The organism is Catenulispora pinistramenti, assembly GCF_018274385.1.
GTDB lineage: Bacteria > Actinomycetota > Actinomycetes > Streptomycetales > Catenulisporaceae > Catenulispora > Catenulispora pinistramenti.
Genome location: NZ_JAAFYZ010000003.1, coordinates 105,810 through 126,952, shown reverse-complemented (window position 1 = coordinate 126,952; position 21,143 = coordinate 105,810). Strand labels below are relative to the sequence as shown.

The window sequence follows — 21,143 nt, the reverse complement described above, 5'->3', positions numbered from 1 at the left end:
AGCCGCAATTGGTGTGGTCAGGTCAGTGACGGGGCTCCTCGCATGTGGCGAGGAACGCGTCAAGGTCGGAGCGGCGGACGCGGATGGAGCCGTTGGGCAGGCGAAGGCCCGTCGGTCCTTTGCGCAGGGACCGCCAGCGGTAGAAGGTCGCCCGGCTGATCCCGAGTTCCGCGATGACCTGGGGGATGCTCAGTAGGGGGTCGTCAGCTGAGCTTCGGGGCTTGCGGACTGGGACGTGCCTGGGCGGCATACGCACTCCCCGTTTGAGGCCTGCGGTCCTGCCGGGGGCGTGATGCAGCAGTGTGCATCCAGCCGATCGATCAGCCCTTTGGCTGAGTTAGGATCCTTTCTGCCCACGTCGATGATGTGATCGGTGCTGGGTGCAGGCAGACCATAGCTCGACTTCTGCCGATCTGGACCGGAATCATCAGATCCTGCTGAAGTGACTTCCTGCGGGAAGTCCTGAGTCAGCCAGATCGCCAGTTGACCGAACAGGTCGCCGTCGTCATCGGCCTCTGCGCTCTTCATGCGTCCCCCCGTCCCTCCGGTGCGAGAGGCACGGAGGGCACGCAGCCACAGCCGACGTCCTCATCGCGGGGCCGGGCGACGATCACTTCCTCGTGCGCGGTGACGTGCGTTGGGTTTCCGGCGGCGAACGCGTTGCGGGCGTTGACCAGCTGGAAGAAGGACGCACGCGCCAGCAACCCGTCATCGCGCGCCGCCGCCAGCAGCGCGACGCACCGTTCGTGCAGGACATAGCCGGCGGCGATGGCGGCCTGTGTGGCCAGGGTCGGGATATCGATCATGCGGCCGGTGCGGCGGTACGGCCGAGCGGTGATGACCAGGAACCCGCCCGGGCGTAGCAGTGCTCGAGAGCCGGCCAGGATCCGGGTGAACCCGTCGGTCAGACCGTCTACACCTTGGCGTGCCAGGTTGTTCCGATCTTCGCCGTAGCGGTGGTTCCGCTTCCTGATACCCGGTTGGTCAGCGTCGAAGGAGGCTCTGACGTGGCCATGTGTCGCCGGCCCGTACGGCGGCGAGGTCAGCACGAGCGCGGCTTTGCCGTGCGCATCGGCACCGACCAGCCGCTCGATCTCGCGGGCATCGCCGCGCACGACCGTGCCGTATCCCGCGGCGCCCCGGTTGACGGCACGTTCCACGTTCCGGACCGCCAAGTCGACCCAGCGCTGCTCGTACTCCACGCCGATGGCCATGCGGTCCAGGTGCATGGCCTCGACCAGCGTGGTGCCGATCCCGCACATGGGGTCGATGACCAGGTCGCCAGGCTGGGTGTAGCAGGCGATGGCGTGGGCGGCGATCGCCGGGAACATCTTCGCCGGATGTGCTTCCGACTCTTGCAGGTAGCGGCCCCGGCGCTGGGCCCGCGGACCGTCCTGGGCGGTAGCCCACACGGACAGCGGCGGTTTGTCGGGGACCAGTGGTGAGGCGTTCAACCCGGGACTCCTTCGTCACGCCCAGCCCTCCGGGTGAGGGCCGGCTCGGTGACAAAGGCCGGTGATGCGTGCAGGACCGGGGTCTACGTTGCTCTGTTGACCCCGATCAGGGCTTGGGCCGGACTGCTCGCGCTGCGGACAGCCCGGGCTGTTCGAACGGCCGGACTACTTCGCCTCGAGGCCATCACAGCTCCACCTGTCGAGCCGCGGCCGTGACACAAGTCCTGCCACAGGGTTCCGGCAGCCCTGTCCGCATCATCCGTCAACGGCGTGCCAGTCTTGTGGTTCGCGACCCGCGCCTCCGGTTAGACACGTCGTACAGGCGACAGTCGAGCTCACCGCGCGGGCGTCAGATTCCCCACCGGCTATGTGTCCAAGCGCTGGCGAGCACACCACCATTGCCTAAGGCGAAGACAAGCGCTTGTAGGCATCCAGAGGCGGAGGTGGAGCTGGAAGTGCCACTGTAGTTGGAGGTCGAGCTGGCGCCGGAGTTGATCTGATAGTTGCAGAAGATCTGGTTGGTCTGCTGAACGTCCGAGCGCAGGTAGTTCCAGATCCACGAGCCGGGGTGCCGGTGTAGATAGGCCGCCTGGTCGATGGAGACACCGTCCGGGATGGAGAACACGATCCATGCAGTCGGCGGGCAAAACACGAAGATCTCTACAGCTGCGTCCGGTGCCGTACGCAGCCATGACGCACCGATACCTTCAGCCGAAGCGACGTCGTAGCGGTCCAGATGGGCTTGCAGGCTCCAACGGGCCAGCTGTGGGGACTCGAATGACTCCTGATGTGCGTAGAAGTACGGGCCTCGCCCGTACTTCGGATACCGCCACCGGATTTGAATCCATCCCCATCGGTACCCCATATAGACTGCCCCCTCGGTCGCACTCAGAGCTACGCACCAACCACCCCAGGTCACTGGATCCATCATGGGGGCGCCAGTTGCCCCCGTCATTACCTTCCGGCGGATTCATAGGCAATCCTTCGCACCGTCTCAGCCCATGACGTAGCCGTCAGCATGAGCCGCCCGCGCCAGGACCCTTTGTCCGTGGCCTGACCAGTCACCCATCGTCCTCGGCCTGAGGGAATCAAGGCCCTACACCACATGGCCGGTCTCAATCAGCTCTAGGATCGCCTCCGGGCGAGGCGGTGCAGGCAGGGGACGTGGGTGCGCAAGCTCAGAGACGCGCCCATAGGCTCGATGTGCTCCGCTGTAATGCTCGCGGCCGCCGCGTTGACTGCTGGTACTGGGGCGGCGTTGACATGGATAGACGAACGCGCCATGGTACCCGCCACCTACGCCTCGGCCGCGCTCGCAGTGGCACCGGCAGCGAACAGGACGGCACGGCTAGGCGGTTGCGGACCGGCGCCGCGCGCCATCGCCGGCCATGGGTCTGTGCGGTAGCCGTTCGATCAAAGCTGGGTGTCCGCCATCGGGACTGCCATGGCGCAAGCGGCTGCCACAGGGATGGAACAACAGCTGGTCCGAGGAGCCGGCACGCCGCCAAAACGCCACCAGAGCGCTCGCTCCGAAAGGGCGCGCGGATCCTTGCTCGGCGGGCCAAGGCCGTCACCTTTAACGGCCCCAACCCATCAGTAGTGACCGCTGTCGTAGTGCCCAAGGTCGTAGTGACTTCCGCTGTCGTGATGCCCGCTGTCGTAGTGACTTCCGCTGCCGCAGTGATGGCTGTGTCAAGTACCGAGTCACGTCACAGGTCACCCGATCTAGTGAACGGGTAGCTCGCTCCATTGTCCGCGAACATTTGTTCGAATACCCTGCATCGGTGACCTCCGAACCCCTCCAGCCCATCGCTGACGCCATCACCCACGAGATCGTCCGCCTCGAAGCCGCCTACGGACTCCCTCTCGGTGTCGCCGTCACGATCGACCCGCGGGCCGGCACGATCACCGCACACGGCGAAGGGCTCCGCCGGAGCGGCCCGCGAGAGGAACTTGTCGCCACCCTCACCCGCAACGGACTGCCCCACGCCACCCTCAGGTCGTCGGCCACGATCGTCGTGTACCCGTCGGCTGCCTGACCGCCTGGGTCATGGCTGTCCCGTTACCCCGGCAGGACCGCGACGCCGAGCTCACGCGCCTCCGGCAGCATCTGGTCGACAACGGCACCGCCCCCGAAGTCCGACGACGTGAACCGTCCGACGGCGGCGACATCCCCCTCCACCCGCTCCTGCGCCCGCTGATCCCCGGCGGTGTCCTCGCCCGCGGCACCATCGTCAGCGCGCCGCCCCGGACTGGCAGCACCTTCGCCGGCAACGGCGCCATCTCCTACCTCACGCTCTCACTCGTGGCCAGCGCCACCGCCGGCGGCGCATGGGTCGGGGTGATCGGCTATCCGAACTTCGGCATCGCCGCTGCCTCCGGCCTCGGCGCCGACCTGTCCAAGGTGCTGATGCTCGACGAGCCCGGAGAGCGCTGGCCCGACGCCACCGCCGTGCTCGCCGGAGCGGTAGACCTCGTGTTGCTCCATGCGCCCCGCTCGCCTAATGCCGCCCAGCTGCGCCGGATCACCAACGGCGTCCGTCCCTCAAACAGGCAGCGCGGATGTGTGCTCGTAGTCACTGGGCTGTGGGAATCAGCGCATATCGCGCTGACGGTGCGGGACCCCCAGTGGACCGGTCTCGGGGACGGAACCGGCAACCTCGGCGGGCGCCGAGTCACCATCAGCGCTTCCGGACGGGCCACCCATGGATGCCCACGCGATGCCGAACTCTGGCTCCCCTCCGTTCTCTCGCCAGTGCTAGCAGACCAATGAATCGTTTCCGTCCTTCCGTTTGCGCTGGTCAGATCCGTCTGTGGCCTGGAGGCTAAGCAACATGACTGTTGCTGCCGCCTTCAGTCTCCGAACCCTAGTTAGTTAGGCGGCCGTGGGCGGTTCAGTATCCGAGATGGGAGGGGCAAGGCGGTTCGGCCACCACGCGCCGACCATCACCCGTGTCACGGAGAACATCGCCGCAGCGATGAAGAGGGCTTCGATCGCGAGTGCGGGTCGGAAGGAGTGCCCGGAGAAGTATCCCCAGTTGTTTATGATCCACTTCAGTCCGCCAGAGGATCCCCAGTTGCCCAGGAACGGCAAGCCAAGGGCCGACAACCCGAGCGGCCAGGCCGGTGACTTCTGGACGTGGACTGCGATGGCGAGCACCGCCGCTGTGACGGTGATCTCGACCAGGTTCGCGATTCTTTCGTCATCGTGCTTTGCGAACATGACGCACGCCGTCGTGCCGATCAGGGCCAGGGTGCCGACCCACCAGCGGCGGCCCTTCACCGGCGGAGCCGACCTGATGAAGGACGCCAGCACGGCCAAGACGGTTATAGAGGCGACGACCGCTGTTTCGGACGTGTCGCGCTGGCGAACCACGGTGATGATCGTCCCGATGAAGGCCAACACAGCCAAGACACGACCGGTGCGCCTGGACCCCTGGAGCAAGAGGATGAACGTCGCCAACCACAGGGCGGGGACCACCAGGGCGTAGACGACGTAACTCCAGTACCCGTGATCACTCAGGTCGCCGTGCAGGATGTCTCTGCGGAACAGCGGTAGCGTGCCCCACATCGCCGCCGCGACGACGCCGCCGACCGCGAAGTAGAACGTGCCGGCCAACGCCATCATCCGCAGCGCGAACCCTGAAGACGTCAGCGCGGCCTCGGGAGCGGTAGCGCCGGTACGAACGCGCAGCGCCAGCACGGCCACGCTCGCCGCCTCATCGATCCGCGGCCGCTGCTGCCCTGGAGCGGCGCCGTCCAACAGCGTGCCGAGCATCTCCTCACCGCGCTGCTGCCGGTATCCGCTGGGCAACAAGGCCAGAAGCCGTCGATACCGCCATTCCAGAATGTTCATACCGCCCCTCCCGCGATAGCTCCCCGGCCGTGGCCCCCGGCCCTTCGCGCCCGCAACCTACCCAGCGCCACCTGGGCCTGAGCGGCCATTCGCTCGGCATCAACCGCGAGGACCTGCGCGCCTGCGTCCGTCAGCCGGTAGTACCGACGCAGACGTCCGGACACAGTCTCCTCACGGTCCAGAACTAGAAGCCCTTCAGTCGTCAGCCGATCCAGTGCGCCATATAGGGTCCCGACCCGAAGCTGCGTCCGGCCCTCGGAGAGCCGGCCAACTTCCTGAATGATCCCGTAGCCGTGTAGCGGCTCGTCGACCAATGCCGTCAGGATCTGGAACGTCTGCTCCGTCCTGCCACTCGATGAGCTCATGGTCGATATATATCGGCTAACGGAGTATTGAGCAAGAGGCCTGGCCATATACGAGCTGAGAGTGGCGCAGTATCGCCGATAGGACGTGCTCGATCCCACTAGAACGCCTTGACTAGGGCCTGTGCGACGGCCGGCGGGGCGGCAGGATCTGGACCTTGGCGGCGTCGTTGCTGCGATCGGCAAGGGCGGCGTTCTCTGCGGCGAGCAGGCTCAGTGCGGTGGCGTATGTGTCGAGCCGGTCTTGGAGGAATCGGCAGTGGGCTTGGAGCTCGGCGTGTCGCCTGTTGAGCTGCTCGAATTCGTCGGCGGATCGCAGGGCTGCGGAGCGGCGCGCTTCCTGCTGACCGGCCTGTTGCTGGAACAGGTCTTTGAGATCGGTGTGCTGGTGAGTGAGGACCCAGCGCTTGACGCCCGCCTCAATCGCCAGCTGACTGATGCTCAGGCGCCCGGTCGAGCGCTGAGGGGTGTGCCGAAGCAGCCGGTTCATCGCGGCCAGGATGGCTTTGCGGACCGGATCGGATTCGCGTTCGATTGAGATGGCGTTCACCGGCATGCTCCGTCTGTCTCGTGGCCAGCGATGATCTTCAGTAGTCGGTCGAGTTCGGATCGCTCCCGTGCGTGACGGATCGGTGGCGCGAGCGGGTCGGCAACGATGTCCTCTATTTCGGCGGCCCGCTGTTCGATCCAGGCGATGTCGCGGTCGGTTCTGGCGATGTTGGGGCACTTGGGCCGGCAGTCGTCGATGTCCGGCGTGACCATCGAGTCATCGGCGGAGCCGCGGATTTGGCAGGCGGCGGTGACAGGATTGAAGACGCAGGTCATGCCCTCGCCATGATGGATCTGGAGCAGGGGGTTGCCGAGGAGGTCGCGGACGCGGCGTTCCCCGATGATGACGCGGCCAGCGAACTCTTTGTTGGCTGCGCTGACGCGGAAGCGGTAGTTGTCAGCGGCTGGTCCGGAGACGCGTTCGCCGTCAACAAGTGACTTTTCATCCTCCGCCAGGGTGTCCAAGCGGAACAGGTAGTCCTCGAACGCGTATTCATCGGGGAACCCGGATGCGTAAGAGCCGGCGTAGCCCTGTGTCATCCGGACATGGGCGTGGCCGTACTGGATCGAGGCAGCGATGAGTCCGCGAGGGCGGCGGCGGATAAACCAGGCAAGCGTGCGGCGGAGCCGGATAGGGGCCAACGGCTTGCCGTCATCAGGGATGGCGTCGCGGCGTCCCAGCCGGGAGCACTCGGCGTTGATCCATTCGACGAACGCCGCCAGGTCGGTGGCCATAACCCGGTCGCTTCGCGCCTGACCTTGGCGCAGGCTGTTCGCCTGCCTTGTCAGGTGCGGCTTGAGGTGGTTGGGGAACAGCAACGGGCTGGTGTGTAGCCGTTCCAGGACAGACACGGCTTTGACTACCGGTTCGATGATCACCCAAGGATCCGGTCGGAGCTGCCCTTCGGGGATCTTGTTGCCGTGTTCATCTTCGGCGCCCTTGAAGTAGAGCCCATCCATAAGCCAGAGCCCTGTGCCTTTGTCGTGTCGCACGCATCCCCGGCGCAGGTTCAACACCTCACCGACCCTCGCGCCGGACAGATAGCTGACGACGACGAAGCAGGCTGTACTCAGCAACCGGGCGAACATGTGGGCCTGTTTGTATTCGATCCCAGGATCGCGCCAGGGTCGGCCGTCAAGCATGCCGGTAATGGGGGTCGGCAGCCAGGTCGTCTCCCCGATGGGCAAGCCGGAGTTCTGGATTAACGCCCCGGTCGTGGTGTGTTCCAGCGAGGAAGCGCAGTCGAACATCAGCGATAGGTGGCCCCACCGGATCTGCAACTGCCCGCCCTCGTCGCGATAACCCGGTAGCGAGCCGCCGCTGCGTCGGAGGTCTTCAAGGTAGGTGCGGATCTTCGGCGCCAAGGCCCCGGGTTCGTGGCGAGACGCCCGAGCGTCCCGTCTCGGTCGGAGGTGGGCGCCGCGGGCAAGCCAGCGCTGGTGGTCACTCCAGGCGGCCAGGACGTCGTCGGAGAAATCCTCGACGAACCGCATGGCCCAGGCCAGCAGCATCTGCATGGTTTCCTCACCGATCCGGCGGGTGCGGTTCTCCCTGTCTCCGCGGGTCCGGCCCAGCAGGTCCCTGCTGTCCTCGCCGCCCCATGGCGGGGCCTGCGGTAGCTGCATGTGCTCCGGCAGGACGTCCCGGTGCTGCCAGAGCCGACGAACCTCGTTGATCAGCCGGTATCGGCGGTCGTAGGGAACGTTCTCGACCTCCAAGCTGCGCAAGTAGTCCCAGAGCAGGTCGGGGCTGACCTGGTTTAGGCGGGTCACCCCATGATCGGCGAACCACTGCAGCACGAATCGCAGGTAGCAGGTGAACAGGGTCCGGATCGACTGGATCGAGAGTCGGGACTCTTGCCCACCACGCAGCGCCCGCCCGCGGTTGATCAGAAACCAGATGTAGAGCTTCGCATCTTGGCGTAGCGCGGCCGGGATCAGCGCGAAGTTCAGGGATGCGGACCGCTGATGATGCTCGAACACTGCCGGATTGAGGTCCCACCAGTCGTCAGCGAAGCATGACAGCCTGGCTGGATCGGTCCCGCCGACCAAGGGGCGGTCCGTCAGCACCACGGTGCGCGGGCCGGGCCATGAGCCGATGCCCGGTGCGCCGGCGGCGGACAAGGTCGTGGTGGCGACAGTTGAGACGGTCATCGCAGGTCCAACTCTCGATTCAGGAAGCGATCGGCAAGGGCATGTTCGGCCGGGCTGGCGTGGGCTCGGGCGTCAGCGACCGCAGCAGAGTCGTGCTGGCCGAGCAGGTTGACCAGGCGTGCGTATGGCGTGGCAAAGCGCTGAGCCCAGCGCAACGCATCGATCTGCCCGCGGCGGGCCGCGAGCTTGTCATGTACTAGGACCTGTAGCGCGAGGTGGCGGGGAAGGGCTCTGGCGCACTCGCACTCCAAGCAGAGCATGAACGAGGCGCGGCAGGGTTGACCGGGCGTGTGCGGCCCGTTTTGGTAATCAGTGCAGGCTGCTAGCACCGTATCCAGCTTGCCGGCCAGCATCCGCTGGAGCGTCACGGGATCCAGGCCCTGTTGGGCGGCGACAGCTTGCGGATCCGTTGCCGCCCGCGCGACGTCCGTCGCGGACATCGTCGCCACCGTTCGTCGAGCATGAGCCTTTGCGGCCTCTTCAGCCAGGGCGTCGGCCACAATCTTCTGGTATTCGGTGACGTTTCCGCGGTTGCGCCCCAGGTAGGTGGACGCGGCGGTCTGCTCAGTGTGTGCGACCGGCTGCTGGTGCAGCTCGATGTAGGTCAGGCGCAGCCGGCCCAGGGTTGGAAGCAGCGGGGCCGGCCGGCCGTCGTCGGGGTCGTCTCGGATCAGATCCCACTTGCGGACCTGGTTGCGGACGAGGTGCGAAGTATGGTGTGGATTTATCGGCCGAAGACCGTGGCTGCCACCGCTTCTGTGGTAGCCGATCAGGAGCTTGTCTCCACCGACGAGTGCCCGTGACCCGGCGGTCAGCTCGTGCAGCAGGACGTAGAGCCCGAACGCGGTGTGCAGCTCATCGCGCGTGTTAATCTCCGGAGTGTCGGGGATGCTGATCCAGTCCGGGACATCTGACATCGCCAGTGTCATCCAGGCACGCCGTCCGCGTCGCAGCTTGAGCAGGTCGACCACCGCTGTCCCCGGTGTTCCGGTGAAGCCGTCGGGCCGGTGATGTGCCGCAGGAACCTTGACGATTACCTCCGGGTTCTCGCCGGTCATCACCGCCAGCAGCACCGCTGCTGATGCTGCCTCCCCGATGGTCAGGTGCAGCCAGGACACCACCAACGGAGCGGAACCGTGCTTCTGGACCCACGACAGCGGCGGCGGCGAAGGCCAGTTTGGGCGCGGTGACTCAGCGTATCGGGGAACGTCTCCGAAACGGTCGACGTAGTCCAGGAGCTCCAGCCTGCGAAGCAGGCCCGCATCGCCGCACACGGAGGGAGCCAACTCCCGCTCTCGGAACTGTCGCAGAGCCTCGCGGTTGCCCCGGATTCGCTTGGCCGCGGACCGCAAATCTGCGCGGGCGGCATCGGCAATCCGTTTGAACTCCGCGCGACTGTAGCTGTGCTTGGGCTCAGCCTCAAGCCTTGAGGGTCGTTCGCTGGCCATGCGCGCTGTGAGTGTCGTGTTGATGCCATCCATGCAGGCCAGTAGGCGCCGCAGATCCCCGACCTGGTTGGGCATGGATTTTGGGGAAGCGGCCAACCTGGCAGCGCAAAAGCTGTCGAAGTGCTCTGCGGTCAGCTGCGACGGTTCACGCGGAGGCCAACGAAGACCCGCGAGATAATCAGCGAACTGCCGCGCGATGCGGAAGGCATGGCCCATCGCCGCCATACTCGTCACCCGTGTTCCCGGCGCTGTGCGCCGCAAGAATGCCTTCATCAGCGCCTCGCGCAGAACCTCCGAACAGGGCAAGCTACCGAAGTCGAAGTCGCGGTGTTCTGTGCCGTCCTGGCTGAACCGGCGCACCACCATCCCACTGGAACCGTCCAGCAACCCGTGCGTGGTTGTCTGATCCATCGGAAGCGCAGCTGGCTGGCCGCGCATTTAGGCAGCCGCCAGTGGATCGGTGCGGACTCGGGGATGATCGGCGAACGCTGCGGCCATGACCTGGTCGATCGGGAAGTCATCAGCGTGTGCGAGAAGAATCTCAACGTCGAGCGTCCGGAACGGCTCCAGGTACGTGTTTTTGGTGGTCTCGACACTGCGGTGGCCAAGCATGGTCTGTACCAGGTGCCAGGTGTCGCCGAACTGCTCGCGGAAGTCTGCCCGCTCCCGCTCGTCCAGATGCCCGAGCTTGCTGGTGAACACCAGCTTCCCGATCGAATACCACTTCAGCGCGCAGCTGTGCCGCAGTATGTGCGCAGTCGCCGAGAAGCTGGTCAGCCCCAGTGCGGCGATCCGCTCGTTGGCGACGTCGAACGTGTGCTGCCAACCGCGGCCGTCGCGCGGCAGCCCGTCCTCGTTCAACCACAGCGCCAGCGGCTCCAGCCCCGTCTCGGTCCGGCGGAACAGCCGCAGCCGGGTGCGCGGGCCAACGTCGTTCCAGGCCCGCTTGACCGTGCCGCCGCGCGGGCCGGTCATCGTCACCGACGACAGGCCGGCGACGCTCACCTCGCGCAGACCGTCAAGCCGCTCATAGCGCCCAGCGGCCTGAGCTCGCCGCACCGCCGCTGCCCGGGGCCCCTCGACATAGCCCAGCGCCGCCTTCATCGGTGCCTGCGGGAGCCAGTAGGCATGGCCGTAGCCGCCCTTGGCGCAGGCGTCGGCCAGCAAGCACGTGTAGTAGCCGCGTCGCGGTTCGAACCGTGGTAGCTCCGGCAGCACCACGCTGGCCCACTCCGACACACGCAGGCCGGTGCCGAACAGGCCATCGCAGAACGCCGCGTCACGTTCCTCGTTGCGGCCCCGCCACCAGCCGTCGACGCAACCGTCAAGTCCCATCCCGCGTACCCCGAGGTCCCGCCAGCGCCGATAGCCGGCCGGATCCAGCCACTTCACGTTCTCCTGCCGAGCCGCCCGCGGAGCCTCGATGTCCTCGAACGGGTCCGCAACACCGTGTATCTTGCCCATGCGGGCGTAGAACTTCTTCAGCCCCGCCAGGTCGCGGGAGAACGAGTTCGCCGCGATCCGACGCTCGTTGGCCGGATCGGTCATCCGCCAGAACACAAACTCCTCGGCGTCATCCTCCGTGGCCTGCCACCAGTCCGCGCCCCGTGCCATCAGGAAGTTCAGCCACACGACGACCGAGTACGTGTAGCTCACCCGGGTCCGCTCGCCCAGGTTGCGCCACTTCGCCGAGCCCAGACACTCGTTGATCCGGAGATCTGGCAGCCCGTTCGGGCCGACGACGAACCGCTGTCCATCCTCGACTCCACGGACCCGTATCCACGACGGCAGGTCCGGCGCGAACCTCGCGACCAGCTCCATCAGTTCACCGCCCGGCCGCGACAAGTCGTACCGATGAACCTGCCAGCACCACGCACCGCTGTCGATCTCCGTCATAGACGGAACAACGATCAATCTCAACAACGGTCACCGGATACAGAACCGCCGCAAACGGAACGATCGGTGAGTTCGTGCCGGAGCGCGAGCAGCAGCTGGATACCGGGGCGGGGCGGCTGCGGATCGCCTAGTGACACCGGTCTGCCGCCCTGTCTGGATCCTGATCAGCTGCTGAACTAGCAGGTCAACACTCTATTAGCCGGTGCGCCGAAACCCTTCGTTCAGGTCGTTCAGATACAGCCCGACGCCTCGTTTCAGGAGCGAGCAAGGCGTCGGACAGCGCCCCTTCAGCACCGTGTCAGGCACCCCGCGAACCCGAAAGCAACACGTTCACCCCCAGCTTTCGGGAGCCACCGATGAAGATCGACATCGCCGCCTCAGCCTCGTCCGCCCTCTCCACGTCGCCGCTGCACGCCGTCGAATCCGCGTTTCTCACCTTGTGCGCCGACGACGCGCCGCTGGCGTTTCCCGCCTCCTTCCTCCTGACCGCAGCACCGGCGGGCCGCGACGAGGTGACCGTCACCGAACTCCGGAAGACCCTGCTGTCCAAGTCCACTCCCATGGCCGCGCGCGACACCGTGTGGGCCGAGTTGGTCCGCCGCTCGCGCGAAATGGCCGGGGCCTGGACCGTCGTCGCCGTCGCAATGGCGATGCCGGCGCTGAAGACGATCGCCGCCTCCTTCGCCCGCAGCTTCGACGGTCCCGTCGAAGACCTGGACGGCGAAGTCGTCACCGCCTTCCTGGACCACCTGGCCACGATCGACATCAGCCGCCCGGGCATCCTCCCCCGGCTCCGCTGGGCAGCTTTCCGCGCCGCCGAGCGCACCGTGGCATCCGAGATCGACTTCGTCCGCCACGCCTCGGCGTTCCAGTCCGAGCCGCCGCGGATGCCGTTCGGACACGAAGACCTGGTCCTGGTCCGTGCCGAACGGGAAGGCGTCCTGTCCGCGGCCGACGCCGATCTGATCGGCATGACCCGGTTGGAGGGGGTCGGGCTGGCCGAGGCTGCCGAGATGCTGGGCGTGACGCCGAACGCCGTGAAGATCCGACGGCAGCGGGCCGAGGCTCGGCTGGTCGCCTGGTTGCAGGGCCGGCCGGTGCCGTCGAAGTCAGCTCTCGTGCAGTCCCGGGGCCGGGCGTGAGCGGGGTCAGAGGAGTTTCCCAGACCCCGACTGTGCGTCGGCCCGCGGCCTTTGTGGACGAGGTATCGCCGATTCCACGAACCAAAGGGCTGCGCACGATGACCTACGACCCCAATCAACACGACCATCGCCGTCGGGCCGCCGTGCTACTGGCAGCCACCGCCGTTTTCGCGATCTTCGCCGTGACCCGCGTCCACGCCGCCGGCGGCCCCACCGCCCCGGGGCCGACGCTGCAACAGGTGATCGAGGGTGTCCGCACCTGGTTGGTCAACCTGCTGGTCGGCCTGGCAACGACGTTCCTGACGATCGGCGGGGTCAAGTACCTGATCGCCGCCGGGGACCCCGGTGAGGTCGAGCGGGCCAAGCACGCGCTGAGGTCGGCGGCCATCGGTTATGCCCTGGCGGTGTTGGCCCCGGTCCTGGTCGATGCCCTGAAGTCGATCGTCGGCGGGGGCTGAGACATGCACCGCCGCAGCTGCCACGCCCGCCGGGTGCTGCTCCTGGCCGGCGTGGCAGCAGCCTTGGTCGTCTTCGCTGCCGGGGCGGCAGCCGCCGCCCCGGCAGTGCCCGGAAACCCGAGCAGTCCCCCGCCGCAGCCGGTGCCGCCGGGGATCTACGGCCCCTTGATCGGCGGCGGCCAGATGTCCCCGCCCCCGGCTGTCGGCCCGGGTCTCGCGCCGGCCGGCGGGTCGGACCCGTCGTGGTGGGACGTCCCGGGGCAGATCGAGAAGGCGATCGACACCTGGCTCGGCAACCTGGTGAAGTCGGCGCTTCAACCTGTCCTGAAGCTGATCGGGTCGACGCTCCTGTCGAGCCCCGATGTGTCCAACGGCCGGATCGCCCAGATCTGGACCGGCGTGCTGATCATGGCCAACACGATCTACATCCTGTTCGTCCTGGCCGCCGCCGTCATCGTGATGGGCCACGAGACGGTACAGACCCGGCACTCGATCAAGGAAATCGCGCCGCGCCTGCTCATCGGGATAATCGCCTCCAACGCGTCGTTGTGGGCGATCAGCCAGTCGGTCTCGTTGGGAAACGCCCTGGCCGCGGGGTTGATGAACGGCCAGTTATCCGCCGAAGGGATCGATACGCGACTCACCTCGATGGTGGTCGACAAGATCTTCCAGCCGTCCGCAGTGACCCAGCTGTTCCCTGTCCTCATCGGCGGCGCCATCGCGGCCATGGGCGTGGCGCTGCTGGTGACGTGTGTCCTCCGCGCCGCGATCCTGCTCGTTCTCACCGCCGGATCCCCTCTCGCGCTCGCCTGCCACGCCCTGCCCCAGACCGACCCCCTGGCCAAGCTCTGGTGGCGGGCCATCATCGGCTGCCTCGCGACCCAGGCCTGCCAAGCCCTCGTGCTGGTGACCTGCTGCCAGGTGTTCTTCGACCCAAACGCCGACATCATCCTCGGACTTCCATCCGGCGGCGGTCTCGTCGATTTGCTGTTGGCCCTGGTACTCGTGTTCGTCCTCATCAAGATCCCGATCTGGGTGACGAGGATCGTTCTGGGACGCCGGCCCCTCGGCGCGACCCTGGCCGGACGCCTGGTGAAGTCCTACCTGCTGTACCGCGGGTTCGCTCTGGCCCGCGACCACTTCGCCCGGCGTCCGGCACCCCCGCGAGCCAACGGCACCTCGAACAACCACCACCGACCCGGACCGCCGACGCCCGGATCGGCTCTCGTTCCCGCGCGCGGACCCTACCCCGGGCCGGGCAGCGGCGGCATCGGAGGTTGGCAGCCGGCACCCGAGACGGTCACCGTGACGGCAGCCGTGGTTCCCGACGAACCCACCGCAGCGACGACCGGGGCGCCCCGCAGCGCCCGACCGCATGGACCGGCGCCGACCACCCCGCTGGGACCGGTTCGCAAGCCACTGGCCCTGCCACCCGGCCGGTCCACCCGGCTCGACCGTCTCCAAGAGCAGCATCTGAGCGCACCGCCGCCGCCCCGGGGGCGCCAGTACGGCTTGTTCGGCCCGGTCGAGAAGGAGCCCGGCGCGGCTCCTGCGCGGCCTGTTCCGACCAGGCCCGAACCACGGCCGGGCGCGGCCCTAAGGCACGAGCCTGCCTTCCCGAACCCGTCGCCGCGCAAGCGGGCACCGAACCCGCCAGCCGTGTTGCCCCTCGCCCCGGTCTTCCTTCCCCCAGTCCCTGACAAACCGCGCCGCCGCCGCGGCACCACCGCTCCCGAAGAAAGGGGCTGATACACATGACCAGCGACCACTACTCCAGCACAGTGAAGATCCCCCAGGATGTATCTCGTCCGGACAAAATCTTGTTCGGGGCGACTGCACGACAAGCCGTGATCCTTGGGGCGACGGCCGTCGGGGAATGGTTGGCCTGGCTCGGTCTGCGCAACACGGTGCCGCCTGTGATGTTCGCCGCCCCGGCCGCCCTGTTCCTCCTGCTGCTCGGGATCGCAGTCTCAGCCGAGCGCGACGGAATTAGCGTCGACCGACTGCTGCTGGCAGCTGTGAAGCAAGGGATGTCGTCAAGACGACGCGTCATGGCGCCCGAAGGAGTAGGCGAACACCCCCAGTTCCTGCGGGCCGCGCTGCGAACGCAACAAACGGCGAGTCCGTCCTCGCTGAATCTGCCGGCCCAGAGCGTGGATCCGAGCGGCGCCGTGGATCTCGGCTCCGATGGAGCCGCCGTGCTGGCCACCGCGTCGGCCGTGAACTTCACCCTCCGGACCCCGGCAGAGCAGGAACTACTCGTCGCAGGCTTCGCACGCTGGCTGAACAGCCTGACCGGCCCGGTACAGATCACATCGCGCACGACCCCGACCGACCTGAGCGCCGAGGCCCGGGTCCTCCGCGAATCAGCGGGGACCTTGCCACATCCGTTGCTGGAGTCCGCAGCTCTCAGCCACGCCGAGTTCCTGGACCAGATCGGCGACACCCGCGACGTACTGCATCGCTCCCTCCTGATCACAGCCCGGGAACCGGACCGCACACGCATTCCCCGCGCCCAACAACGGATCAGCGGCGCCGTTCCGGCGCTGTCAGCCGCCGAAGTCGACGTCACACCGCTCGATCCCACCTCGGCGGCGACCGTGCTGGCCGCCGCCCTGGACCCCGACGCCAACAGCTAAGGAGGCCTGGCCATGAGATCTCTGACAGCTCTCGTCGGCGACGCCGCATCGATCCTGCCACTCGCGTCGACCGTGAAGGCATCGCGCCGCGACACCCTGGGCCTGGGGCCATCCAGCCTCACCGTCGGCTCGAAAACCCTCGCGATCGGCGAGTCGACCCACGCCGCCAGCTTCGCGGTCGCCGACTACCCGGCCGAGGTCGGCAACGGCTGGCTGGAACCCCTGCTCTCCTACCCCGCACGCATCGACGTCGCGATCCACGTCGAACCGGTGCCGGCCACCGTGGCCGCGGACAGGCTGCGCAAGCAGCGGGCCCGGCTGGAATCCGGCCGCCGTCTCAGCGCCGAACGAGGAAGACTCGACGATCCGCTCACCGAGTCCACGGCGGCGGACGCCCGCGAACTCGCCTACCGACTCGCCTGCGGCGAGGGGCGCCTGTTCACCGTCGGGATCTACCTGACCGTCTTCGCCGACGGTGACGAGGCTCTGGCCGAGACCGTCTCAGCGGTGAAGTCGATGGCCGACGGCATGCTGCTGCGGTTGGTCCCCGCCACCTATCGCACCGTCCAGGGGTGGACCACGACGCTGCCGTTGGGCCTGGACGGGCTGCGGATCCGGCGGACGTTCGACACCGACGCCCTGGCGGCCTGCTTTCCCTTCACCAGCGATCAGCTCGCCCAAGTCGCCGATTCGACGACCCCGGTACTGCTCGGCGTCAACGGCACCGGGGCCGGCTTGGTGTGCTTCGACCGGTGGGCGTTGGACAACTACAACTCGGTGGTCCTGGCCCGGTCCGGAGCCGGGAAGTCCTACCTGACCAAGCTCGACATCCTCCGCTCCCTCTACTCGGGCGTACAGGTGATGGTCGTTGACCCCGAGCAGGAGTACGTGCGTCTGGCCGAGGCGGTCGGCGGGACGATCATCGAACTCGGCGTGCCCGGGACCAGGATCAACCCCTTCGACCTGCCTTCAGAGCCATCCGGCGATGCGGTTCGACGCAGGGCCCTGTTCGGCCACACGGTCGTCTCGGTGCTTCTGGGCAGCGAGCTCACGGCGAGCGAACGCGCCGTTCTGGACACCGCGATCCTGGCGGCCTACGCCCAAGCCGGGATCACCGATGACGTCCGGACTCACAGCCGCGCAGCCCCAACCCTCATCGACGTCGCCAACGCCCTGGCCGCGGACGGCGGGCCGGAGGCCAAGTCACTCGCCGGTCGCCTCGCACCACACACCACGGGCTCGTTCGCAGGACTCTTCAACGGCCCGACCAGCACCGCCGCGGAGGGGCACCTGGTGGTGTACGCGCTGAAGCACCTCCCTGAGGAGCTGAAAGCCATCGGCACGCTACTGGTCCTGGACGCGATCTGGCGTCAGGTGACGTCACCGCAGCGCCAACGCCGGCTCGTCGTCGTGGACGAGGCCTGGCTGCTGATGAAGGAGCCCGCCGGTGCCCGGTTCCTGTTCCGAATGGGAAAGGCGGCGCGAAAGTACTGGGCCGCCCTGGCCGTCATCACCCAGGACGCAGCGGACCTGCTCGGCTCCGAGCTCGGCCAAGCAGTCGTGGCCAACGCCGCCATCCAGATCCTGCTCCGTCAGGCACCGCAGGCCGTCGAGTCCATCGACGCGGCGTTCGGACTATCGGCCGGCGAGCGCGCCTATCTCCTGGCCGCCGACCGCGGCTGCGGGCTGATCACCATCGGCGCGAGCCGAGCCGCGTTCTCCGCGGTCGCCTCGGCTGACGAGCACGTACTCGCGACCACCGATCCCGCCGAGCTCGCGCGGATGGACGCCGCCAAGAACCCCCGGAATCCGAGCCCCGAGGACGGAGACTTCTGAATGCTGACGCTGCTGCGCACTGCGGAAGAGGCGACCGCAGCCACGACGCCGTCACCCCAGCCGGGGCTGCTGATCCGCCTGCTCGAAGATCCGTATGCCGTCCTGTCCGGGTTCGCTGGCGGACTACCCTACAGCGCGCTCGGCAACTGGGCGTTCGACGCCTCCGGCTCGATCGCCGTCCTCGGCGCGGTGGCCGGCATGCGCCTCGTACTGCGGGCCCGGCAGCACCGGCTCCTGGCCGACGGGGCACGGCTGATCGAAATCCAGATGCCTCCCGCAGTCGCCGCCGACTCCGCCGCGGCGTTCTGGTCGCACCTGCACGCGCTCCTACGGCCGGCCTGGCGACGCATGGTCGACGGCCAGCCACACCTGGTCTTCGAGTTCTGCTTCGACGTCTCCGGCGCCCGGGTCGGGATCTGGGTCCCCGGCGTGATCCCGCCTGGCGTTGTCGAGGCCGCTGTCGAGTCGGCCTGGCCTGGTGCCCGGACCACCGTTATGACGACGCCCCGGGCACCGCTGCCGCACACCGCGATCGCGTCCACCGGAGGCCGGCTGCGCCTGGCGAAGTCCGAGGTGCTTCCGCTCCACGCCAAGTTCGACTCGGACCCGCTGCGCGCACTGCTCGGGGCCGGGGCCGGACTGCACAGCGACGAGTACGCCACGGTCCAGGTCCTGGCACGCCCCACCACGGGCCGGCGCCTGCGCAGTGCCAGGCATCAGATGGCTCACCTGCGGTACAAAGCCTCAGGACATCGCCGGTCGAACGGCCGTGCCCTCGCTCTTTCAGCGCTCGACGAGGTCACCCTCGTCCACCGCAACGGTGCGTGGCCGCTGGTCAGTCGGATGGATCCGGCCGCCGCCGCCGATCTGCGTTCGGCCGTGGGCAAAATGACCGGCTCTATGTGGGAGACGGAAGTCCGCTATGCCGTCGCGTCCACAGTCCAGACGGAGTCGCCGAGGGAACTTCGGGCTCGGGTACGAGGCGTGGCCGACGCTATTGCGGCGACGTTCGGAGTCTTCGCTGAGCGGAACTGGTGGGCCCGCAAGCGCCTGGCCAAGCCGGTGGCCACGGCCGCAGCCCGAGCGTTCGGCCGTGGCAACCTGCTTTCGGTCGCCGAGCTGGCCGCCCTCGCGCACCTACCGCTCGACCCGTTCGCGCTCGGTGTCGCCCGGGCCGGCGCGCGGTCGATCGCTCCGCCTCCCGCCGTCGCGGCCGTCGGGAGCGAGGTGAAGCTGATGGGCGACGCCGACACCGGACCCGCCCGCCCGATCGGGCTGAAGATCGCCGACGCCCGTCAGCACACGCACATCCTCGGCGCGACCGGCAGCGGTAAGTCGACCCTGATGGGGCGGATGATCCTGGACGACATCACCGCTGGCCGCGGGGTCGTCGTCATCGATCCCAAGGGAGATCTCGTCACCGACCTGCTAGGACGCCTCCCCGCAGCGACCAGCCGCCGCCTGGCGCTCATCGATCCGTCCGAGCCCGGGCCGCGTGCGACCCTGAACGTGCTCGCCGCCGGGGACGACCAGGAACTTCTGGTGGACAACCTGGTCGGGATCTTCCATCGGATCTACGCAGCACACTGGGGTCCTCGCACCGACGATGTTCTCCGTGCCGCGCTGCTGACTCTGCTCGCGACGGCCGACGCCAAGGTGATGGCCAAGGTCAAGACGCCCACGCTGGCCGACGTACCCGACCTGCTCACGAACAACGTGGTGCGACGTCGGACGCTGTCCAGGCTCCCGGACTCCTACTCCGTTCTGCACGGGTTCTGGGACGGCTACGACAAGTTGTCGGAGGCGGGGCGGGCGGCCGTCGTCGCACCGCTGCTGAACAAGCTGCGAGCGTTCCTGCTGCGGGATTTCGTCCACACGACCGTCTCGCAGCCGGCCTCCACCATCGATCTGCGCGAAGTGCTCGACGGTGGGATCCTGCTGGTCCGGCTGCCCAAGGGCATGCTCGGCGAGGAGACCGCCCGGTTGCTGGGCTCGTTCATCGTCGCCGCGACCTGGCAGGCCGCCTCCGCCCGCGCGAAGTCGGCCGAGGGCGCACGCATCGACTCCGGCCTCTACCTCGACGAGGCACACAACTTCCTGAACCTGCCGATCCCGCTGGAGGACATGCTCGCCGAGGCCCGTGGCTACCGGCTCTCTCTGGCCCTCGCCCATCAGAACCTCGCGCAGATGCCGAGCGACCTTCGAGAGGGCATCAGTGCGAACACCCGCAACAAGGTGTTCTTCACCTGCTCCCCGGAGGACGCGCGGACACTGGCGACGCACACCGCTCCGATGCTCTCCGAGCACGATCTTTCCCATCTCGCCGGCTATCAGGCGGCTGCGCGGCTGAACGTCGACGGCGCCGCCATGCCGGCTTTCACCCTGCGTACCCGACCTCTCCCACCGTCTGAACCAGAGCTTGCCGAACGGAGTCGGCTGAACAGTCGGGCCAGCACCACCGCCCGTCACGCCGCGATCGAGCGCCTTCTGCCAGGAGACCACCAGTGACGACGACGTCCTCCGGCGCGGCGGACCGGATCACCGCCCGCGACGCCCGCATGCTCCGGCTCATCGCTGAGCACCGCGTTCTCACCAGCAGCCAGCTGACCACGGCCTTCTTCAACCATTCCAGCAAGGCCCGGCTCCGGATCGGTATCCTACGCGAGGCCGAGTTGATCGAGACCTTCCGTCCTCCGGGTGGAGACTCGGTGCTCCACTGCGTCGCGACCGCGAAGGCGCTGAAGCTCCTCGGCGTCAGCCGGTCCGCGATGCCGCCGGCCGGCAAGACACAGGCCGCCACCGCAGCCGCGCTCCGGCCGGACCTCGGGCACCTCCGAGGCGTCAACGAGTTCTTCTGCCAACTCATCGCACGTAGCCGACGAATCCGCGGCGCCGCGCTCGAAGAGTGGCGTTCGGAGTGGACGACCGCCGCCCTGTTCCCCGCCCGGGTACGGCCCGACGGCTTCGCCCGCTGGCGGGTGGGTGAGCAGTGGTGCGAGTTCTTCTTCGAGTACGACACCGGGAGCGAGCCCCTGCACCGGCTGGTGGCCAAGCTCAACGGCTACGACGATCTGATGCATACCGCCGACACCTGCTGCCCCGTGCTGTTCTGGCTGCCCAACGCCCGCCGCGAACAACACGTCCACCAGGCTTTGGGCGCCGCGAACGCCGAGGTCCCGTTCGCCACCGCAGCCGGCGATCCGGAACAGGCCGACGTCGCCGGCTCTGTGTGGCGACCGGTGTTCGCCGACCGTCGGCTGACCCTGGCCGAGCTCGGTGCGGCTGCCTGTGCTCATCTCGGGGTTCCCCACCAGCCGCATGCGCTCTGACGTCCGACCGACTCGAAGGG

At 67.7% G+C, this 21,143-nt stretch carries 19 protein-coding genes; 9 read left to right on the top strand and 10 right to left on the bottom strand.

Features of this window, described 5'->3' with window-relative positions; translation table 11 throughout:
- Positions 1 to 22: 22 nt before the first annotated feature.
- The 4 genes from KGQ19_RS01520 to KGQ19_RS01505 form a co-directional block, all read right to left on the bottom strand.
- Positions 23 to 250: a helix-turn-helix transcriptional regulator gene (locus tag KGQ19_RS01520; RefSeq protein WP_212007202.1), complete on the bottom strand. Its 228-nt coding sequence runs from the start codon at positions 248 to 250 to the stop codon at positions 23 to 25.
- Positions 190 to 528: a hypothetical protein gene (locus KGQ19_RS01515; protein ID WP_212007222.1), complete on the bottom strand. Its 339-nt coding sequence runs from the start codon at positions 526 to 528 to the stop codon at positions 190 to 192. The genes KGQ19_RS01520 and KGQ19_RS01515 overlap by 61 nt, the downstream gene beginning before the upstream one ends.
- Complete coding sequence (locus KGQ19_RS01510) at positions 525 to 1,454, bottom strand: TRM11 family SAM-dependent methyltransferase (protein WP_212007201.1); 930 nt, start codon at positions 1,452 to 1,454, stop codon at positions 525 to 527. The genes KGQ19_RS01515 and KGQ19_RS01510 overlap by 4 nt, the downstream gene beginning before the upstream one ends.
- 349 nt (positions 1,455 to 1,803) lie before the next feature.
- Entirely contained in the window at positions 1,804 to 2,319 is a 516-nt protein-coding gene (locus KGQ19_RS01505; RefSeq protein WP_212007200.1) for a hypothetical protein, read from the bottom strand.
- Positions 2,320 to 3,238: 919 nt separating this feature from the next.
- Between KGQ19_RS01505 and KGQ19_RS01500 the strand changes: the two genes are divergently transcribed.
- Both KGQ19_RS01500 and imuA' read left to right on the top strand, forming a co-directional pair.
- The gene (locus KGQ19_RS01500; protein WP_212007199.1) at positions 3,239 to 3,493 is read left to right on the top strand and encodes a hypothetical protein; all 255 of its coding nucleotides are present in this window, start codon (positions 3,239 to 3,241) and stop codon (positions 3,491 to 3,493) included.
- An 11-nt stretch (positions 3,494 to 3,504) separates the two neighbouring features.
- Positions 3,505 to 4,227 carry a DnaE2-dependent mutagenesis accessory factor ImuA' gene (imuA', locus tag KGQ19_RS01495; RefSeq protein ID WP_212007198.1) on the top strand — a complete coding sequence of 241 codons (723 nt, stop codon included), beginning with the start codon at positions 3,505 to 3,507 and terminating at the stop codon, positions 4,225 to 4,227.
- A gap of 102 nt (positions 4,228 to 4,329) precedes the next feature.
- Here the strand turns inward: imuA' and KGQ19_RS01490 are convergent, their stop codons facing one another.
- From KGQ19_RS01490 to KGQ19_RS01465, 6 genes are all read right to left on the bottom strand, one after another.
- The gene (locus KGQ19_RS01490; RefSeq protein ID WP_212007197.1) at positions 4,330 to 5,163 is read right to left on the bottom strand and encodes a hypothetical protein; all 834 of its coding nucleotides are present in this window, start codon (positions 5,161 to 5,163) and stop codon (positions 4,330 to 4,332) included.
- Positions 5,164 to 5,306: 143 nt separating this feature from the next.
- Complete coding sequence (locus tag KGQ19_RS01485) at positions 5,307 to 5,675, bottom strand: PadR family transcriptional regulator (RefSeq protein WP_212007196.1); 369 nt, start codon at positions 5,673 to 5,675, stop codon at positions 5,307 to 5,309.
- 112 nt (positions 5,676 to 5,787) lie between these two features.
- Positions 5,788 to 6,228, bottom strand: coding sequence for a hypothetical protein (locus KGQ19_RS01480; RefSeq protein ID WP_212007195.1), 441 nt, complete (start codon positions 6,226 to 6,228; stop codon positions 5,788 to 5,790).
- Positions 6,219 to 8,375: a site-specific integrase gene (locus KGQ19_RS01475; RefSeq protein ID WP_212007194.1), complete on the bottom strand. Its 2,157-nt coding sequence runs from the start codon at positions 8,373 to 8,375 to the stop codon at positions 6,219 to 6,221. Before KGQ19_RS01475 ends, KGQ19_RS01480 begins: the two co-directional genes overlap by 10 nt.
- Positions 8,372 to 10,234, bottom strand: coding sequence for a hypothetical protein (locus KGQ19_RS01470; RefSeq protein WP_212007193.1), 1,863 nt, complete (start codon positions 10,232 to 10,234; stop codon positions 8,372 to 8,374). Before KGQ19_RS01470 ends, KGQ19_RS01475 begins: the two co-directional genes overlap by 4 nt.
- A gap of 27 nt (positions 10,235 to 10,261) precedes the next feature.
- On the bottom strand, positions 10,262 to 11,719 hold the full coding sequence (locus KGQ19_RS01465; RefSeq protein WP_212007192.1) for a site-specific integrase: 1,458 nt from the start codon (positions 11,717 to 11,719) through the stop codon (positions 10,262 to 10,264).
- Positions 11,720 to 12,075: 356 nt separating this feature from the next.
- Here KGQ19_RS01465 and KGQ19_RS01460 point away from each other — a divergent pair, with 356 nt between their 5' ends.
- From KGQ19_RS01460 to KGQ19_RS01430, 7 genes are all read left to right on the top strand, one after another.
- Positions 12,076 to 12,861, top strand: coding sequence for an RNA polymerase sigma factor (locus KGQ19_RS01460; RefSeq protein WP_212007191.1), 786 nt, complete (start codon positions 12,076 to 12,078; stop codon positions 12,859 to 12,861).
- A 98-nt stretch (positions 12,862 to 12,959) separates the two neighbouring features.
- Positions 12,960 to 13,319, top strand: a complete 360-nt coding sequence (locus KGQ19_RS01455) for a pilin (protein ID WP_212007190.1) — start codon at positions 12,960 to 12,962, stop codon at positions 13,317 to 13,319.
- 3 nt (positions 13,320 to 13,322) lie between these two features.
- Complete coding sequence (locus tag KGQ19_RS01450; protein ID WP_212007189.1) at positions 13,323 to 15,068, top strand: TrbL/VirB6 family protein; 1,746 nt, start codon at positions 13,323 to 13,325, stop codon at positions 15,066 to 15,068.
- 5 nt (positions 15,069 to 15,073) lie between these two features.
- Positions 15,074 to 15,958, top strand: coding sequence for a PrgI family protein (locus KGQ19_RS01445; protein WP_212007188.1), 885 nt, complete (start codon positions 15,074 to 15,076; stop codon positions 15,956 to 15,958).
- 12 nt (positions 15,959 to 15,970) lie between these two features.
- Positions 15,971 to 17,794, top strand: coding sequence for a VirB4 family type IV secretion system protein (locus tag KGQ19_RS01440; protein WP_212007187.1), 1,824 nt, complete (start codon positions 15,971 to 15,973; stop codon positions 17,792 to 17,794).
- Positions 17,795 to 20,302 carry a helicase HerA domain-containing protein gene (locus KGQ19_RS01435; protein WP_212007186.1) on the top strand — a complete coding sequence of 836 codons (2,508 nt, stop codon included), beginning with the start codon at positions 17,795 to 17,797 and terminating at the stop codon, positions 20,300 to 20,302.
- A complete protein-coding gene (locus KGQ19_RS01430) occupies positions 20,299 to 21,123 on the top strand; it encodes a replication-relaxation family protein (RefSeq protein ID WP_212007185.1) in 825 nt (274 codons plus the stop codon). The genes KGQ19_RS01435 and KGQ19_RS01430 overlap by 4 nt, the downstream gene beginning before the upstream one ends.
- The last annotated feature ends 20 nt before the right edge of the window (positions 21,124 to 21,143 follow it).

Excerpts from the sequence above, each read along its gene's own strand:
- KGQ19_RS01520 (WP_212007202.1), bottom strand. The coding sequence starts at position 250 with ATGCCGCCCAGGCACGTCCCAGTCCGCAAGCCCCGAAGCTCAGCTGAC.
- KGQ19_RS01515 (WP_212007222.1), bottom strand. The coding sequence starts at position 528 with ATGAAGAGCGCAGAGGCCGATGACGACGGCGACCTGTTCGGTCAACTG.
- KGQ19_RS01505 (WP_212007200.1), bottom strand. The coding sequence starts at position 2,319 with ATGGGGTACCGATGGGGATGGATTCAAATCCGGTGGCGGTATCCGAAG.
- imuA' (WP_212007198.1), top strand. The coding sequence starts at position 3,505 with ATGGCTGTCCCGTTACCCCGGCAGGACCGCGACGCCGAGCTCACGCGC.
- KGQ19_RS01485 (WP_212007196.1), bottom strand. The coding sequence starts at position 5,675 with ATGAGCTCATCGAGTGGCAGGACGGAGCAGACGTTCCAGATCCTGACG.
- KGQ19_RS01480 (WP_212007195.1), bottom strand. The coding sequence starts at position 6,228 with ATGCCGGTGAACGCCATCTCAATCGAACGCGAATCCGATCCGGTCCGC.
- KGQ19_RS01475 (WP_212007194.1), bottom strand. The coding sequence starts at position 8,375 with ATGACCGTCTCAACTGTCGCCACCACGACCTTGTCCGCCGCCGGCGCA.
- KGQ19_RS01470 (WP_212007193.1), bottom strand. The coding sequence starts at position 10,234 with ATGGATCAGACAACCACGCACGGGTTGCTGGACGGTTCCAGTGGGATG.
- KGQ19_RS01465 (WP_212007192.1), bottom strand. The coding sequence starts at position 11,719 with ATGACGGAGATCGACAGCGGTGCGTGGTGCTGGCAGGTTCATCGGTAC.
- KGQ19_RS01460 (WP_212007191.1), top strand. The coding sequence starts at position 12,076 with ATGAAGATCGACATCGCCGCCTCAGCCTCGTCCGCCCTCTCCACGTCG.
- KGQ19_RS01455 (WP_212007190.1), top strand. The coding sequence starts at position 12,960 with ATGACCTACGACCCCAATCAACACGACCATCGCCGTCGGGCCGCCGTG.
- KGQ19_RS01450 (WP_212007189.1), top strand. The coding sequence starts at position 13,323 with ATGCACCGCCGCAGCTGCCACGCCCGCCGGGTGCTGCTCCTGGCCGGC.
- KGQ19_RS01445 (WP_212007188.1), top strand. The coding sequence starts at position 15,074 with ATGACCAGCGACCACTACTCCAGCACAGTGAAGATCCCCCAGGATGTA.
- KGQ19_RS01440 (WP_212007187.1), top strand. The coding sequence starts at position 15,971 with ATGAGATCTCTGACAGCTCTCGTCGGCGACGCCGCATCGATCCTGCCA.
- KGQ19_RS01435 (WP_212007186.1), top strand. The coding sequence starts at position 17,795 with ATGCTGACGCTGCTGCGCACTGCGGAAGAGGCGACCGCAGCCACGACG.